This window comes from Xanthomarina sp. F1114, from assembly GCF_026410255.1.
Lineage (GTDB): Bacteria > Bacteroidota > Bacteroidia > Flavobacteriales > Flavobacteriaceae > Xanthomarina.
Window position 1 is genome coordinate 96,298 of the sequence record NZ_JAPMLL010000003.1, and the last position, 15,700, is coordinate 111,997.

The 15,700-nt window shown below is 32.9% G+C and carries 16 protein-coding genes and 1 tRNA gene; 1 reads left to right on the plus strand and 16 read right to left on the minus strand.

Annotated features, from left to right (window positions below):
- Positions 1–28 precede the first annotated feature (28 nt).
- Genes OS188_RS03060 through OS188_RS03070 form a run of 3 tightly spaced genes read right to left on the minus strand, consistent with a single transcriptional unit; the run spans position 29 to position 2,794 of the window.
- Complete coding sequence (locus OS188_RS03060) at positions 29–1,240, minus strand: BaiN/RdsA family NAD(P)/FAD-dependent oxidoreductase (RefSeq protein ID WP_267147347.1); 1,212 nt, start codon at positions 1,238–1,240, stop codon at positions 29–31.
- Positions 1,237–1,926 carry a glycerophosphodiester phosphodiesterase gene (locus OS188_RS03065; protein WP_267147348.1) on the minus strand — a complete coding sequence of 230 codons (690 nt, stop codon included), beginning with the start codon at positions 1,924–1,926 and terminating at the stop codon, positions 1,237–1,239. The genes OS188_RS03060 and OS188_RS03065 overlap by 4 nt, the downstream gene beginning before the upstream one ends.
- Position 1,927: 1 nt before the next feature.
- Complete coding sequence (locus tag OS188_RS03070) at positions 1,928–2,794, minus strand: acyl-CoA thioesterase (RefSeq protein ID WP_267147349.1); 867 nt, start codon at positions 2,792–2,794, stop codon at positions 1,928–1,930.
- A 108-nt stretch (positions 2,795–2,902) separates the two neighbouring features.
- On the opposite strand from OS188_RS03070, the gene OS188_RS03075 reads away from it, so the two are divergent.
- Entirely contained in the window at positions 2,903–3,715 is an 813-nt protein-coding gene (locus tag OS188_RS03075; protein ID WP_267147350.1) for a YjiK family protein, read from the plus strand.
- Here the strand turns inward: OS188_RS03075 and OS188_RS03080 are convergent.
- From OS188_RS03080 to OS188_RS03140, 13 genes are all read right to left on the minus strand, one after another.
- A complete protein-coding gene (locus OS188_RS03080) occupies positions 3,712–4,932 on the minus strand; it encodes a bifunctional alpha/beta hydrolase/OsmC family protein (protein WP_267147351.1) in 1,221 nt (406 codons plus the stop codon). The two genes, OS188_RS03075 and OS188_RS03080, sit on opposite strands and share 4 nt — an antisense overlap.
- A gap of 23 nt (positions 4,933–4,955) precedes the next feature.
- Positions 4,956–5,501: a peptide-methionine (S)-S-oxide reductase MsrA gene (gene msrA / locus OS188_RS03085; protein WP_267147352.1), complete on the minus strand. Its 546-nt coding sequence runs from the start codon at positions 5,499–5,501 to the stop codon at positions 4,956–4,958.
- On the minus strand, positions 5,494–5,949 hold the full coding sequence (msrB, locus tag OS188_RS03090) for a peptide-methionine (R)-S-oxide reductase MsrB (RefSeq protein ID WP_267147353.1): 456 nt from the start codon (positions 5,947–5,949) through the stop codon (positions 5,494–5,496). The genes msrA and msrB overlap by 8 nt, the downstream gene beginning before the upstream one ends.
- A gap of 162 nt (positions 5,950–6,111) precedes the next feature.
- Entirely contained in the window at positions 6,112–7,116 is a 1,005-nt protein-coding gene (locus OS188_RS03095; RefSeq protein ID WP_267147354.1) for an ABC transporter ATP-binding protein, read from the minus strand.
- A gap of 2 nt (positions 7,117–7,118) precedes the next feature.
- Positions 7,119–8,783: an ABC transporter permease gene (locus tag OS188_RS03100; protein WP_267147355.1), complete on the minus strand. Its 1,665-nt coding sequence runs from the start codon at positions 8,781–8,783 to the stop codon at positions 7,119–7,121.
- Positions 8,764–9,819: a Fe(3+) ABC transporter substrate-binding protein gene (locus tag OS188_RS03105; RefSeq protein WP_267147356.1), complete on the minus strand. Its 1,056-nt coding sequence runs from the start codon at positions 9,817–9,819 to the stop codon at positions 8,764–8,766. Before OS188_RS03105 ends, OS188_RS03100 begins: the two co-directional genes overlap by 20 nt.
- A 203-nt stretch (positions 9,820–10,022) precedes the next feature.
- The gene (locus OS188_RS03110) at positions 10,023–11,330 is read right to left on the minus strand and encodes a cryptochrome/photolyase family protein (protein WP_267147357.1); all 1,308 of its coding nucleotides are present in this window, start codon (positions 11,328–11,330) and stop codon (positions 10,023–10,025) included.
- A 9-nt stretch (positions 11,331–11,339) separates the two neighbouring features.
- Complete coding sequence (locus OS188_RS03115) at positions 11,340–11,846, minus strand: CIA30 family protein (protein WP_267147358.1); 507 nt, start codon at positions 11,844–11,846, stop codon at positions 11,340–11,342.
- 14 nt (positions 11,847–11,860) lie between these two features.
- On the minus strand, positions 11,861–12,328 hold the full coding sequence (locus OS188_RS03120; protein ID WP_267147359.1) for an SRPBCC family protein: 468 nt from the start codon (positions 12,326–12,328) through the stop codon (positions 11,861–11,863).
- A 17-nt stretch (positions 12,329–12,345) separates the two neighbouring features.
- Positions 12,346–12,807 carry a TspO/MBR family protein gene (locus OS188_RS03125; RefSeq protein WP_267147360.1) on the minus strand — a complete coding sequence of 154 codons (462 nt, stop codon included), beginning with the start codon at positions 12,805–12,807 and terminating at the stop codon, positions 12,346–12,348.
- Positions 12,808–12,811: 4 nt separating this feature from the next.
- Complete coding sequence (locus OS188_RS03130) at positions 12,812–13,495, minus strand: SDR family NAD(P)-dependent oxidoreductase (RefSeq protein WP_267147361.1); 684 nt, start codon at positions 13,493–13,495, stop codon at positions 12,812–12,814.
- A gap of 61 nt (positions 13,496–13,556) precedes the next feature.
- Entirely contained in the window at positions 13,557–14,978 is a 1,422-nt protein-coding gene (locus OS188_RS03135) for an SDR family oxidoreductase (protein ID WP_267147362.1), read from the minus strand.
- Positions 14,979–15,518: 540 nt separating this feature from the next.
- Positions 15,519–15,600: transfer RNA gene (locus tag OS188_RS03140), tRNA-Leu, on the minus strand.
- Between the last annotated feature and the right edge of the window lie 100 nt (positions 15,601–15,700).

A 15,700-nucleotide genomic window follows, 5' to 3' on the forward strand; every position in this document is an offset into this window, starting at 1 on the left:
CATATATAGTAAATATATATAAAATATATTAATTACATATAGACTTAGCCACAATAAAAGCACCTGTCCAGGCGTTCTGAAAATTAAAACCTCCAGTAACAGCGTCTATATTGAGGACTTCTCCTGCTAAATAAAGATTTTTATGACGTTTACTTTCAAAGGTTTTAAAATTGATTTCTTTTAAATCGACACCTCCAGCTGTAACAAATTCTTCTTTAAAAGTACTTTTTCCATCTACCTGAAAAACAGCTTGTGTTAATTGTGACGCTAAGTTTTCTAATTGCTGTTTGTTTAAATCGGCCCAACGTGTGTTCTTATCCATTTTAGAAGCTAAAACTAACTTATGCCATAAGCGCTTGGGCAGTTCAAACTGAGTGGATTTAAAAACAGTTTTCTTAGCTAGATCCTGTTTTAATTCTTTTAACCTTTCCATACAATCTTCTAAAGATTGCCTGATAAAATTAATTTCAATTTCAAATTTATATTGCTGTTTTGCCAATTCAATGGCTCCAAAAGCTGATAGTTTTAAAATAGCTGGAGCGCTCATTCCTACGTGGGTAATAAGCAAAGGACCTTCACTCCATAAATCTGTTCCTAACACTTTAACCTCAACATTTAAAGCTACCACTCCGGGAATATCTTTAATCCGTTCGTCTTTTATATCGAAAGTAAAAAGTGAAGGAACCGGTTGAATGATGCTGTGTCCCAAATTTTCAAGTAGTTTCCATATTTTTGGATTGCTTCCGGTAGCTATAACCAGTTTTTCAGCAGAAAAAGTCCCTTGTGATGTTTCTAAATTCCAAAGTGAGTCTTTTTTGCTTACGGTTTTTAAAGCATGATTATACAAAACCTCAACTTTGAATTTCTCTGCTTCAGTTAAAAAACAATCTATAATTGTTTGAGACGAATTAGACTCTGGAAACATTCTACCATCTTCTTCAATTTTTAAAAGAACACCTCGTTTTTCAAACCATTCAATGGTATCTCCTGTCATAAATTGATGAAAAGGACCTAACAATTCCTTGTCACCTCGTGGGTAATTTAAAACTAACTCTTGTGGAATAAATTCGGCGTGTGTTACATTGCAGCGTCCGCCTCCAGAAATCTTCACCTTTTGTAAACCTTCTTTTCCACGTTCTAGTATGGCAACACTTAACTTCTGGTTTTGTTCAGCAATATTAATTGCTGCAAAAAATCCAGCTGCGCCTCCTCCAATTATAATGACATCTTTTTTAATCATAATCTATCTGGAACATCCGATATTATACCATCTACTCCATAACTCTTCATACGTTTTATAGTTTTTTCGTCGTTAACAGTCCAGGTAAACACTTTAAAACCTTCGGTTTGTGCACGATGGACATTTTCTTTTGTCAGTAAAGCAAAATTAGGGTGAATAGCTACGGCCCTGATGGTTTCTGCAAACTCTAAAGCTTCAGTAACACTGGCTTTAGTTAATACCCCTAAAGGAATATTCTTGTCTATTTTATAAATTTCTTCAAGCTCTAAATGCTGAAAACTAGACACAAGAAAATCGCTGTATTTCCAGTCTTTTTCTTTAATATATTTTTGAATGACTTCCGAAGTTTTTAACGCCGTATGTCTTCCTTTTAATTCAATATTTAAAAAGCATTTTTTATCAATTAAATCGAGTACTTCTTCTAAAGTTGGAATTGAAAATTGGTTATTTATTTTTAAAAGTTTTAATTCTGAAAGCGATTGTTTTCCAACTTCACCTGCTCCATTAGTCATTCTATCTAAAGTGAAATCATGAAAAACAACTAACTCGCCCGATGCACATATATGCACGTCTATTTCAATACCATCCACCTCAAAATCCATAGCTTTTTTTATGGCTTCCAATGTATTTTCTGCTATATATCCTTTAGCACCACGATGACCAATTTTTAAACAAGAATCCGCCATTTTACTTTATTATTGGGCGCATTAATCCTTCTTGAGCTACAGAAGCCACGAGTTTACCATCTCTTGTGTAAATATTTCCTCTAGCAAATCCTCTGGCATTACTAGTACTTGGAGACTCTAAGGAGAAAAGCATCCAATCGTCTAAATCGAAATCCCGAAAATACCACATGGAATGATCTAAACTCGCTGTTTGTAAATTCCCCCAATGTGCTTTGCTTGCATGCGGATGCAGTGCTACTGATAAAATATTATAATCGGAAATATACGTTAGAATCTGCTGTTTTGTTGGCAAATCTAATTTTGAAGAGTCTCCTTTTAACTTAAACCAAACATTTGTACTTGGTGGCAAGTCTTTTTTCTCAAAAGGATTCATTATTTCCGTAGGCTTAAACTCTACTGGCCTAGGAATTTCCAAAAAGATTTTTGTTCTTGTTGGTAACATACTTCCATATTGTTCCAATATATCGCTCCAACTAGCTAAATTTTCCGGAAGAGGCACATTTGCATTCATTGCAATTTGGTGCTCATAACCCTTTTCTTCTTTATGAAAGGAAGCCGATAATATAAAAATAACCTTATCTTTTTGACTAGCTGTAACACGTCTTACCGAAAAGCTACCACCATCCCTCATGGCGCTTACCTTATAATCTATAGGCTGTTTTAAATCTCCTGCCTCTAAAAAATACGCGTGCATAGAATTCAAAATCCTATTGTTAGTTATGGTTCTATAGGCTGCATTTATTGATTGCGCCAAAACCTGCCCTCCAAAAACATTAGGACTCCCAACGGTTTCGTTTGCTCCTTCAAAATGATTTTCAGAACGTTGTTCTAAAATTAAAATATCTAATAAATCGTTTACAGATGTCATAAATAATGGAATTAATTACTATAATATATCAAAACTATTAAATTCATTTTTGGGTTGGTCTTATTTTTATAATTAGTTTTGAATATTATCTAATTTTTTTACAGTTTCATGATTCGTAAAACGATTTTTATTTTATTTTCCTTCCTCTTACTTTCTTCTTGCCATAAAGGTCGTTTAAATAGAATAGGAAGCTTTCCATTATCTTTAAAAGAATCGTCGGCAGCCGAAAAAGTTATAGGCTCTCCGCTTATTTGGACTATTGAAGATTCTAGAAACCCAACCGTACTTTTTGGTGTAAATGAAGATGGAAATATTGAAAGAGAAATTAAGGTTATTAATGCCACAAATAACGATTGGGAAGACTTAACAAGTGATGCTTCAGGAGACATCTATATTGGCGATTTTGGCAATAATAGAAAGGACAGAGATTCTTTTATTATTTATAAAATTTCAAATTTTAAAAACATAAAACAACATGCCATTGCGGAGTTGATAATATTTAATCTTCCGCCAGATGTGGGAGTTCTTAATTTTGAATCTTTCTTTATCTACAAGAAACACTTTTATCTTATAAATAAGAAAAAGAAAAATACCATGCTTTTTAAAGTTCCTAACCGTATTGGAAATCATACTGCTGAATACGTTTGTAGCTTTAATCTTGAAAGTGAAAATCAGAAAATTACTTCGGCAGACATCAGTAAAGATGGCAAAACTATTGTTCTACTAAATAGTAATATGCTTTGGAAAATAACCGATTTTAATACAGGTGATTTTTGCAATGCGACTATTGAAAGTATAGCACTTAATCATTTTTCGCAAAAAGAAGGGGTTTGTTTTAAAGATGAAAACACTGTTTATATAACAGACGAACGAGTTTGGTTTATAGGCGGTAATATTTATTCCATTAATATTAGTGATTAATTTAACAACTCCGTTTCAATAATAATTTCACTTTGAAGTGATTTATGCACAGGACATTTAGATGCTATTTCTTTAAGTCTTTGTTTTTGAGTCTCGTCTAAATTTCCAATAAATTTCAATCTCTTTTGAAGATGGTCTATTCGCATTGGTTTTTCAACATCAAGCATTAAATCATCACTATGTTTTTTTGAATAGGTTATGTATGCAAAAACCTCTTGTAAATCCCATTTCTTGCGTTCTGCATAAAGTTTTAAAGTCATTACTGTGCAAGCGGCAAGCCCTGCGCTTAAAAAATCATAAGGTGATGGTCCAAAATCATCCCCGCCAACACTTTCAGGTTCATCTGCAAGAAAATGATGTTTTTTAGTTTGAATTGAGGTAGTAAAGTTATCTTCTGTCAAATTTAAATGTGCTACTAACTGCTCTCCTTCGGTAGACAACATATCATTATCTGTGGCATTAAAATAGCGATCTCCCCAAGAACCAACCATATGCCCCACATACATACTATCCTGTTTATTTGAAAGCAGATGATCTGCCTGATCAAGACTTATAAAGCTTTTTGGATGGTGTGCATCGAGATACAGTTTCTGTGCATTTTCAATACCAACAATATTATCAAAAGGTGCGTGCATAATCAATAGTGGCTTGCGTAAATTTTTGGTAATTTCTGGTAAATTTGTTTTACTAAAATCTTCAACAAACTCTTGATTGATTTTAAACGGTCTTCCCCCAATATTAATTTCTACTTCTCCTTTTTCTCTAACCTCATCGATACCATGGGAAAACAAATGTGTGACATGATCTATTGTAGCTGGTGCTCCAACAGTTGCAACTGCTTTCACATTATCGAGTTTCGAGGCAGCAACAATAACAGCTGCGCCACCTAAAGAATGTCCAACTAGTAAACCTGGTGCTTCGTAATTTTCTTTAAGAAAATCGCTTACTGCTAACAAATCACCAACATTTGCAGAAAAGTGGCTTTCAGAAAATTTACCTTCACTCTTTCCTAATCCTGTAAAATCAAAACGTACAACACCAAATCCATGATTAGTAAGAGATCTACTAATGTTTTTTACAGCATTAAAATTACTGTTACAAGTAAAACAATGTGCGAAAATGGCATAATGATTGGGTTTTTGATTAGCAGGCAATTCCAAATATGCTTGCAATTGATGACCTTTTTTGTTCTGAATATTGAGTTTTATTGTATGCATCTTTTCTGTGATATATTATTGTATTATACAGCTTTCAACTTGTCTGCATGTAATTTACGAAGTTTTGCCAATTTTGGGGTAATTACAAAAGTACAATAGCCTTGTTCTTTATTATTTCTGTAGTAGTCTTGATGATCATTTTCAGCTTCATAAAAAATGTTTAGCTTACTTAATTCAGTTACTATTTCATTTTCAAAATACGGAGCTAATTCCTTAAAAACAGTTTCAGCTACTTCTTTTTGGTCTTGATTATGATAGTAAATTACAGATCTATATTGAGTTCCTCTATCTCCACCTTGTCGATTTAAAGTTGTAGGATCATGGGTTGTCATAAAAATGATTAAAATATCTTTATATGAAATAACTCCAGCATCAAAAGTTACTTGAATAACTTCGGCATGACCTGTTAAACCAGAACAAACCTCTCTATATGTTGGTTTTCCGGGAGCATTTCCACCGGAATATCCAGAAACTACTTTCTCAACTCCTTTCACCTCCTGGAATACGGCTTCTGTACACCAAAAGCAACCTCCACCAAACGTAGCAATTTCAATATTTTTATTAGTCATTTATCTCCCTTTCTAATAGTATAGACTCAGAATTCACACAATATCTCAGTCCACTTGGTTCCGGACCATCTGGAAAAACATGTCCTAAATGCGCATCGCAAGTATTACACATAACCTCTACGCGAACCATACCAAATGTAGAGTCCTTTTCATATTTAATGGCGTTTGGTTTAATTGGTTGTGTAAAACTTGGCCATCCAGAACTCGATTCAAATTTTATAGTAGAATCAAATAAAGGTGTATGACAACAGAGACAGTTATACTTTCCTGCTTCATGTGCAGAACAAAGCGCTCCACTATGTGGGGCCTCGGTTCCTTTTTGCCTTGTAATTCTATACTGCTCTGGACTTAGCTGAGCTTGCCATTCGGCATCAGATTTCTCCACACGTTTGTCTGGTGTTGGATTTCCTTTTACCGAAAAATTAATAATATCTTTCCAAGTTAACATAATAGCTTTCCTTTCTTATTATTTAATAAAATGTTTTTTTGACCTTTTGTTAGTCGGTAGTTTAGTTGCTAACTTACATTATAAAAACACGGATAAACATGTTTTTTAAACGGTTTTTTTGTAAAAATATAGATTGAATTAGGGATGTATTACCAGCTATTTTTATTCATGATCAAACTCTAAAATATCTTTAGAGTTAAATCCAATATTAATTGTGTCTGCAACATTTTTATCTTGAGTCATTACTGATAATTGCTCACCCGACTCTAACTTTAACAGTAATTGGGTAGAATCTCCCAGTTCAACCTTTTTAACAACTTCAGCTCTAGTTATATATTCACAATGAGGGTCGTTGGCAGAAGGGTTCACTTTAATTTTTTCGTTTCTAATAGCATGACAACAAGATTCCTTTAAAGGACAACTAAAAGCAGTTTGTAGGTTTTTATTAATATGGATAGTGCTTCCAAATAATGAAGCTACATATAAGGTGTTTGGCTTTACATATAGGTTTGCTGCTGCATCTTTTTGAACGACTTTACCATTTTGTAAAATTAAGATTTCATCGGCTACAGAAAGCGCATCTTGAGTGTCGTGAGTAACAAACAGTACGGTAACTTCCGTCTTTTTTATAATATCGAATACTTCATTTCTTAACTGCGTACGCAACATGGCGTCTAGGTTACTAAAAGGCTCATCTAAAATCAATAATGAGGGTTTTGGTGCAAGTGCTCTAGCTAATGCCACACGTTGTTGTTGTCCTCCCGACAGCTGATGCGGGTATCGTTTTCCCATATTGCTCAAACCTACCAAATCGAGCATTTCTTGTGCTCTTTCTTTTTTATTCTTTAGTTTTGAGATACCATATAACACATTATCCAAAATTGTTAGATGTGGAAAAAGTGCATATTCTTGAAAAACCAATCCAATTTTTCTTTTCTCTGGCTGAACAAACTTATCCAACGATGCAATTACTTTATCACCTAATGAAATACTTCCATGATCTGGCCTTTCAAGTCCGGCAATTAAACGAACCAATGTAGTTTTTCCACTTCCACTCTCTCCTACAATTGCACACACATGTCCTGCTTTTAAATCGAAAGTAACATCTTCTAAGGCGTAATTTTTGCCCTTATCAAAACTTTTAGAAAGAGAATCTATTGTTAACATGGTTATTTTTTAATCAATAATTTATTTAAAAATATCACAGGAATCATAGCTGTAAAGATAATAAAAAGAGATGGAATGGATGCTTCCATGACCATTTCATCGCTTGCATATTCGAATGCTTTAACTGCTAAAGTATCAATATGATAAGGTTTCAGGATTAATGTTAACGGCAATTCTTTCATGACATCAATAAAAACCAGAATTACAGCACTAAAAACGCCCGTTTTAATTAGGGGGAATTCAATCTTAAAAAATGTTTTTAAATTTCCTACCCCTAGAACTTTAGAGGAATCTGGAATAGAGCTATCTACTTTTAGCGCTGTAGATTCTATGGGATTATATGCCACAGCCAAGAATCTAACGGCATACGCATATAAAAGAGCTATTAAAGTTCCATTAATAATTAAGCCCGAATCGATTCCGAAATTTCCAAACATTTTAATTAGCCATTTATCTAAGGCTAGAGTAGGAATCATAATACCAATGGCAATTACAGCACCTGGAATAGCATATCCCAGAACTCCGACTCTTGCAATATTTTTAATGGAAAGAAGCGTACTCCATTTAGAAAAATAAATTAATAAAAGCGCAAAGAAAACTGTAATAATTGCGGAGGTTATAGCAATTCCAAAACTTTGAAGAGAAATAATGAGAAACTGCATATCAAAAACAGTCGATGCCGTTAATACTGCCCAATAAATTAACTGAGTTACAGGTAAAACAAACCCTAAAAAAACAGGCAAAAATACGACAGAAAAAATAAGCCATTGCATAGATTTTTTAGGCCTTTTACGTTGAATTTGGGTACTATTTGTTTTGGAAGAAGAAAACTTAACCTTCCGTACTTGCCATTTTTCAAAAAGAATTAATGCGAAAATAATAAGGATTAATAAGGCTGATAAATATACGGCAGTTTCAGGTTCTTCCAGAGAAAACCACGATCTAAATATACCTGTAGTAAATGTGTTTACCCCGTAATAACTGGCTGCCCCATAATCGTTAAGAACTTCCATTAAAACCAAGACTAAACCTGCAACAATAGCAGGTCGAGCTAATGGTAACATGAGTCTGAAAAACGTTTTTCCTTCTCCTACACCTAGCATTTTAGATGCTTCCAAAAGATTATTAGCTTGATTAAGAAAAAATGCTCTTGCACTAACATATACATAAGGAAATAGAGAGATACTCAACACGAATGCGAGTCCGGCTCTATTCATAATATCGATTCTAATAAAATCTAAATTCAGTTGTCTAAATAGTAAGTTCATGCTTCCACCGTAATCGAAAATCCCGGCATAAGCATAGCCAACAATATAAGAAGGAATGGCTAAAGGCAGAATTAACAACCATTCCATTTGTTGACGCAAAGGGAAATTGAAGCGCGATACAAGCCATGCCGAAGAAACCCCTAAGATTAAAACTAGAATACTACAAAGGAAGACAAGATACAAAGAGTTGCCTATATATTCTGGTAATAGGTATCTAACAATATGACTCCACGTTTCACCTGGACCAGAAAACAGCTCTACCCCAATAAATATAATAGGTAAAGCCAAGAAAAAAACAATGGCCAGTGTAAATACTGACCATCTGTTACTGTCTCTTTTAAGTCTTTTTAGCCTAGTTTTTAAAGAGAAAGCCTCATTTTTATTTCCAACTTGTTTCATCAAAAATTAAAACTGCTTTTTTATTATTTTCTCCTAACTTGTTTAGTTCTAAATTATCTTCTTTAAAATCTCCCCAATCTTTTATATCCTGAACTGGCTCTACACTTTCCAAAATTGGATATTCGTAATTGGCATCAGTAAATACTTTTTGTGCTTCTTCACTAATTAAATACTCAATAAACAGAATAGCATTGGCTCTATTGGGAGCATATTTAGCAACTCCTGCTCCACTAACGTTTATATGCGTTCCTCTATCTTCTTGATTCGGGAAAAACAAACCAATTTGCTTAGCTGTTTTTACTTCTTCAGGATCTGGAGAATTTAACATTTTACCTATATAATACGAGTTTACAATTGCTAAGTCTCCTTCTCCAGCAACCACAGCTTTTACCTGGTCTCTATCTGAACCTTTTGGAGAACGTGCCATATTTGCGACAATTCCTTCAGCCCAACTTTTTGCAGCCTCTTCACCATTATTAGCAATAATTGAAGCCATTAAGGATTGGTTATAGATATTAGAAGATGATCTTACTAATATTTTTCCTTTCCACTTTGGATTAACTAAATCTTCATAAGTTGAAAGATCTTCCGGTTTAACTCTGTCTTTTGAATAAGCGATAATACGAGCTCTTTTTGTTAAGCCAAACCACTGATTATCCTCATCTTGTAAATGCTTAGGAATTGCATTTTCTAAAATATTCGATTCAATGCTTTGTAACAAGCCTTGATCCTTTGCACGACTTAATCTTCCAGCATCAACGGTAATTAAAACATCGGCAGGAGATTGTTTCCCCTCCATTTTCATTTTCTGAATGAGCTCGTCTGCACTGGCATTAATAACTTTTACTTTAATTCCTGTCTTCTCTTCAAACATTCTAAAGATATTTTGATCCGGCTCGTAATGACGGTGTGTATATACATTTACAACCTGGTCCTTTACCATTTCCTTTTCTGTGGAATTATCTTTTTTCTTGTTATCATTTCCACATGCTGCTAATAAGGCAAAAGCAGCCATTGCTAATACAAATCTTTTCATTTTATCTCTTTTTCTCTGTTATAAAGTGCAAATATAGTAATTTAGAATGGGTACAAATAGCAGAAAGCAAATCATTGTAAAAAATCAAATTCAATTGATCAAGAAACCAATACTTTAACTATAATTTTAAACGGGTTAAATTTGTGCGGGTTTTGCCTAATCCCTTTGGTTTAAAAAGAGGAAATTAGAAAATTACAACTAATTTAATCCTTAGCTAAAGACAAACCAATTTTATAAGCTTCCAAAGCTCGTTCTCTTGCAAACTTATGATCTACCATGGGCTCTGGATAACCAAAATCGAACTCAGGAATCCATTTTCTAGTATATTTCAACTCTTTATCAAATTTTTGTAATTGCAATGTGGGATTGAAAACTCTAAAATACGGTGCAGCATCGCAACCTGTACCGGCTGCCCATTGCCAATTCCCGTTATTTGACGACAACTCGTAATCAAGGAGTTTTTCTGCAAAATATGCCTCTCCTAACCTCCAATCAATCAGCAAATGTTTACATAGAAAACTAGCGGTAACCATTCTAACTCTGTTATGCATATATCCCGTTTCATTTAATTCGCGCATTCCAGCATCTACTAATGGATATCCTGTTTTACCTTTACACCAACGTTCGAAATCTTTAGGACTGTCTCTCCACTTTATAGCATCGTATTTAGATTTAAAACTATTAGTAACCACTTTTGGAAAGTGATATAATATTTGCATAAAAAATTCTCGCCAAATCAATTCACTTAAAAAAACAGCGTTTTCTTTTAGCGCAAAGTTTACTATTTTTCTAACACTTACAGTACCAAATCTTAAATGTGGAGATAAATAAGAAGTTCCATTTTTAGCTGGAAAATCTCTATTTAAATCATAGTCTGAAATCACATCGAAATTCGCGGGATATACTTTCTGATTGCTCGTAATAAACCCTATAGATTCTAGCGTTGGGAAAGCAGTTTCAAACAAATAAAAATTATTCTCTTTATAATTCTCTTCTATTATTTCTGTAAATCCGTCCTGTTTTAGTTTGCTCAGCCATTTATTCTTATAAGGTGTGTAAACTGTATATGGCTTTCCATCTTTTTTAAGAATATCATTTTCTTCAAATACAACTTGATCTTTATAATGATAAACCTTTGTATTATTCAAACTCAACAAGCTACTGATTTCTAGGTCTCTTTTAATGGCATAAGGCTCATAGTCTCTATTAAAAAACACATTTTTAATATTAAATTCAGCAATTAACTCTTTCCATACTTGGTTTACAGTTCCCTTTTTAATCATTAAAGAACTGTTATACTTATTAAGTTGGAGGTTTATTTTTTTAAGTGAATTATATATAAAAGTGATTCTTCCATCATTTTTGGGCAAGTCGTTTATAATATCATCATCAAAAATAAAAATAGCTAATACAGGCAAGCCATGTTTTAAGGCTTTATTTAGACCTATATTATCTTCTAGCCGTAAATCTCTCCTAAACCAAAAGATTGTAATTTCATTTTTCTGTTGCATCCTCAATTATTACTTAAATTCAATAGTATCTATTTCAATTTCGAAGAGTCCTTCTTTTTTATCACTAATCATGACTCCAACTCTAATAATGTTGTTAAGTTTACTAACATCCACTTCAGTTTTTGTAATCTGACCTCTATTATATTGTTGAAAATCGTTCATTTTTAATTCCATTATCTCCCAATCTGTTGTTTCCGAACTAAAATAGTGCTTATAATTTATTCTAGAATCTACTTTGGAGCTAGCCAATCGGAAAGCAAAATCCCTATCATTACTTCTAAATTTTATATGAATGGTTTTATAGATTGACAAATCAAAATTTTGGTCACTACTCCGTATCGATGCAAAACCACCATTATTTTTAAATGAAAGTTCGCCTCTAAAAATGAGGCTGTTTTCTGTTAATGCCATTGTTGAATTTGATAATCCACCCATAACATCATCATTGACTATCATCCAATCTTGACCATCTTTCCTGCTACCAAAATCTATTATATTGTTTTTACTATTTATCATAGTTATTTGTATTATTACTGATAAAGTCCAAATCTCTTTTCCACAGCGACAGTTCTATAGTCAAAAATTTCCTTCAATTTACTTTTAATAATTAAGTGATTGGCAATTGCACCTAAAAAACCAAAAGGCGGTTGATAACTAACGATATCTCTCATTAAAACTCCATTTTCTATGGGCTCGATGATATGTTGATGATGCCATAAAGTATATGGTCCCACCCGCTGTTCATCTACAAAAAATCTTTTATCCTCAATATGTGTTATTTCTGTAACCCAGGTGGTTTTAATTCCTAAAATAGGACTTACTTTATAAGAGATTATCATGCCTGGATACATTTTATCAGGTAAGTTTTCTGAAGTAATATCAAAACCCATATATTCCGGAGTAATAACTTTTAAATTTGATGGCGAGGAGATAAAATCCCATAATGCATCTATAGTACAATTGATTTTCTGTTCTTTTATTAATTGATAAAATGCCATTTACTTTTTTGTATTATTTAGTTATATGCGTAAACATAAAAATTGAGTGAGGTTGCTATAAATAGCCACAAAATATAAGGAGCTACGAGCAAACTCATTAAATTTAGCTGACTGTGGAAGGCGACAAGAAAATAGAGCATTAAAAGAGACAGTAAGGTAATAATTATAAGTCCAATGCCCACTTGATGCTGATTAAAAAACATAAAATTCCATCCAATATTTAGAAGCACTTGAACAAGAAACAGAACAATAACTTGTGTGGATTTATCTACGGTATATAATTCTGCCATATATACCGAAAAACAAATCATAATCGCAGTCCATGCTGCACCAAAAACCCAGCCTGGCGGAGTCCATGGTGCTTTATTTAAACCCAAATACCATTCGGTTTGCGGTCCATTACCCATGAGGTAACTACCAATACCTAAGGCTCCAAAATTTATAATAAGGAAAATAGTGATAGTGACTAAAAATTTCATAGAATTATATTTTAAAAGATACGATACCACAATCCAACTCAATAATTTGACCTGAGATGGAAGCAGCTTTATCTGATATTAAGAACTGGGCCATATCTGCAACTTCTTGAGGCTCTAAATATTTTTTCAAAGGATGTCTTTCAATCATTTTTTTCTTCATCTCATCATTACGTAATAATTTATTGGCCAGATTGGTATCTGTTAATGTTGGAGCAATAGCATTAACTCTTATTGATGGAGCTAGTTCTGCTCCTAAAGATTTTACAAGACCTTCTACACCGCCTTTTGCCGTTGCAATACTTGCATGAAAAGGCATTCCTAACTTAACAGCAACCGAACTAAACAACAATATAGAGGGAGTATTTCCCTTCTTTAAAACAGGCAAATACTTCTTAATCACTTTAACAGCCCCTAAAACATTGATATTAAAGTCCTCCTTAAAGTCATCCAAACTTAACCTTGAAATAGGTTTTAAATTGATGCTTCCAGGGCAATAAATTAAGGCATCTGCTTCAAGTATTTCTGGTAATTCATCTTCTAAAACATCCATTTGAAATTGTTTAATATTTTTATATTCTAGTTCAGAAGCTGTTCTACTAATATTTATAATTTCAAAGTCATTTTTTAGATTTTCAACTAGAGCTTTCCCAATACCTTTAGTTCCACCTATTATTATTATTTTTCTCATATTCTTAATCGCTATTAACTTATTTAATTTTAGATTTAGATTTAAACTAAAACTTCTTTTTCTAAACTTTAGTTAATTTATTAATCATTCCGTTAAAAATAAAGCCATGAAAAGGCCAAACACTGTACCAATAAAGTCTTCCTAATAAGCCATTAGGTCTAAAAACGGCACGTTGGTAGAGTGTTTTATTAATTATTGCAAATTCTAACCAAGCTTCACCTGGTAGTTTCATTTCGGCATAAAGCAAGAGTCGTTTTTCTTTTTTATTTGCATAAAGTACACGCCAAAAATCTAAAGAGTCTCCTGCACTTAGTTTTGAAGGATGTGTTCTTCCTCGTCTCAACCCAATTCCGCCAACCAATTTGTCTAGATATCCTCTAACTTTCCAAAGAGAGTTTCCATAATACCAGCCATTTCCCCCTCCTATAGACCATATTTTCTCAATGGTTTTCGATTCGTCTATAATTGTTCTTTTTTTTATATCCTTATAACATCCAAAATTGGGCACTTCAATATATTGGGATAATTTCTTATTGAAACGTCCACTAACAAAAGAATCTTTCCAACTAGAAAAAATGCTGTTTTGCTCAATCATATTAAACGCTTTTTCCACAGCTTCTTTGTACGACATAGGATTTACGCCTAAAATCTTATTTATATCGCTAGGCTTTCCAATTACCTCTACCTTCATACTATCTACTAAACTTATGGCTAGCTTATACGAAGTTGCAGTTATAAAATACAACCAATAAGAAGAAAGCTTGGGCGTCATTACTGGAACGGAATAAATATATCTTTTAAAATTACGCACTTCAGAAAACTGCAACATCATCTGTTTGTATGAGAGAACCTCCGGACCAAAAATATCAAAGGATTTATTGTACAATTCTGTTTTTCCAATAGACTTGGAAAGAAATGCAAGCACATCTCTAATAGCAATGTATTGCGATTTTGTATTTACCCATTTTGGCACAATCATTAGGGGTAATTTCTCTACAAGATCTCTAATAATTTCAAAAGATGCACTTCCACTTCCTACAATTATTCCTGCTCGAAAGGTGGTTAAAGCATAAATATTAGATCTCAAAGTGGTTTCTACTTCTTTTCTAGAAGCTAAATGCTTGGATAAATTATCATCATTTACAATTCCGCTCAAATAAATAACCTGTATGGCATTTGTGTTTTCGATAGCTGTTTTGAAGTTTAAAGCACATTGCTTTTCTAATTTTTCAAAATCTTTAGTATCGGCAGACATAGAATGAATTAAGTAATAAGCAATATCGATATCTTTAGGAATCTGATTTAAGGTTTCTTTTTTTAAAAAATCTACTTCTACAATTGAAATATTTTCATTATTCTTAATTACTTCTGGAACCCGATCTTTGTCTCTAACACAACACACCACTTTATGATTTAATTCCAACAGCAATGGAATTAATCGCTTGCCTATATAACCTGTAGTACCAGTTAGTAAAATTTTCATTCTTTAATTATTAATCAGATAAGCGAAAAATTCATCTTAAAACCCCGTTTAAAATTCCTTATAATCTTAGTTTCTGCAACGACATATTTTTCTAAAAAACTAAAATGAATTCAGCTTTAGAAATATAAATGCTATAACCATAGTTTGACCTTTAAAAATTTTGTCTAACAAAAATAATAAATAGTTAGACAATAACAATAAAAAATGTAGTTATTCTTATAAAAACATCCTTTTAGAATATAAATGCAGAAGTGGATTGGAATTACTGAATTATTTTGAAAAAAAACTAGCCAGTGAAATTTTGTCTATAAAAATATTGTAAGTCTCCTTTTGGAGGATTACCAAATATGTCTGAGTGATAAATTACTTCCAAGAAAGAGTTTTTTCCCTTCTTATAAGTAATTAAAGAAGAGCTTAACTTTTCCTTTTTTTTATAATTATCAAAAAAATCTAGTAAGACAAGTGTCTTAGCATTTTTTCAAGCTCAGTTTATGGCATAAAAAAAGCTTCAGTTTTCACTGAAGCTCTTCTCTTATTTTGTGCGGGCAGGGAGACTCGAACTCCCACACCTCGCGGCACTAGATCCTAAGTCTAGCGTGTCTACCAATTCCACCACGCCCGCAATAAGGGTGCAAATATAAAAATTACTTTTAATATACAATCGCATCTTAGCATAAAAATTCTACTTGTTTTCGTATTTTTGATGAAATTCAAAAAAAAAA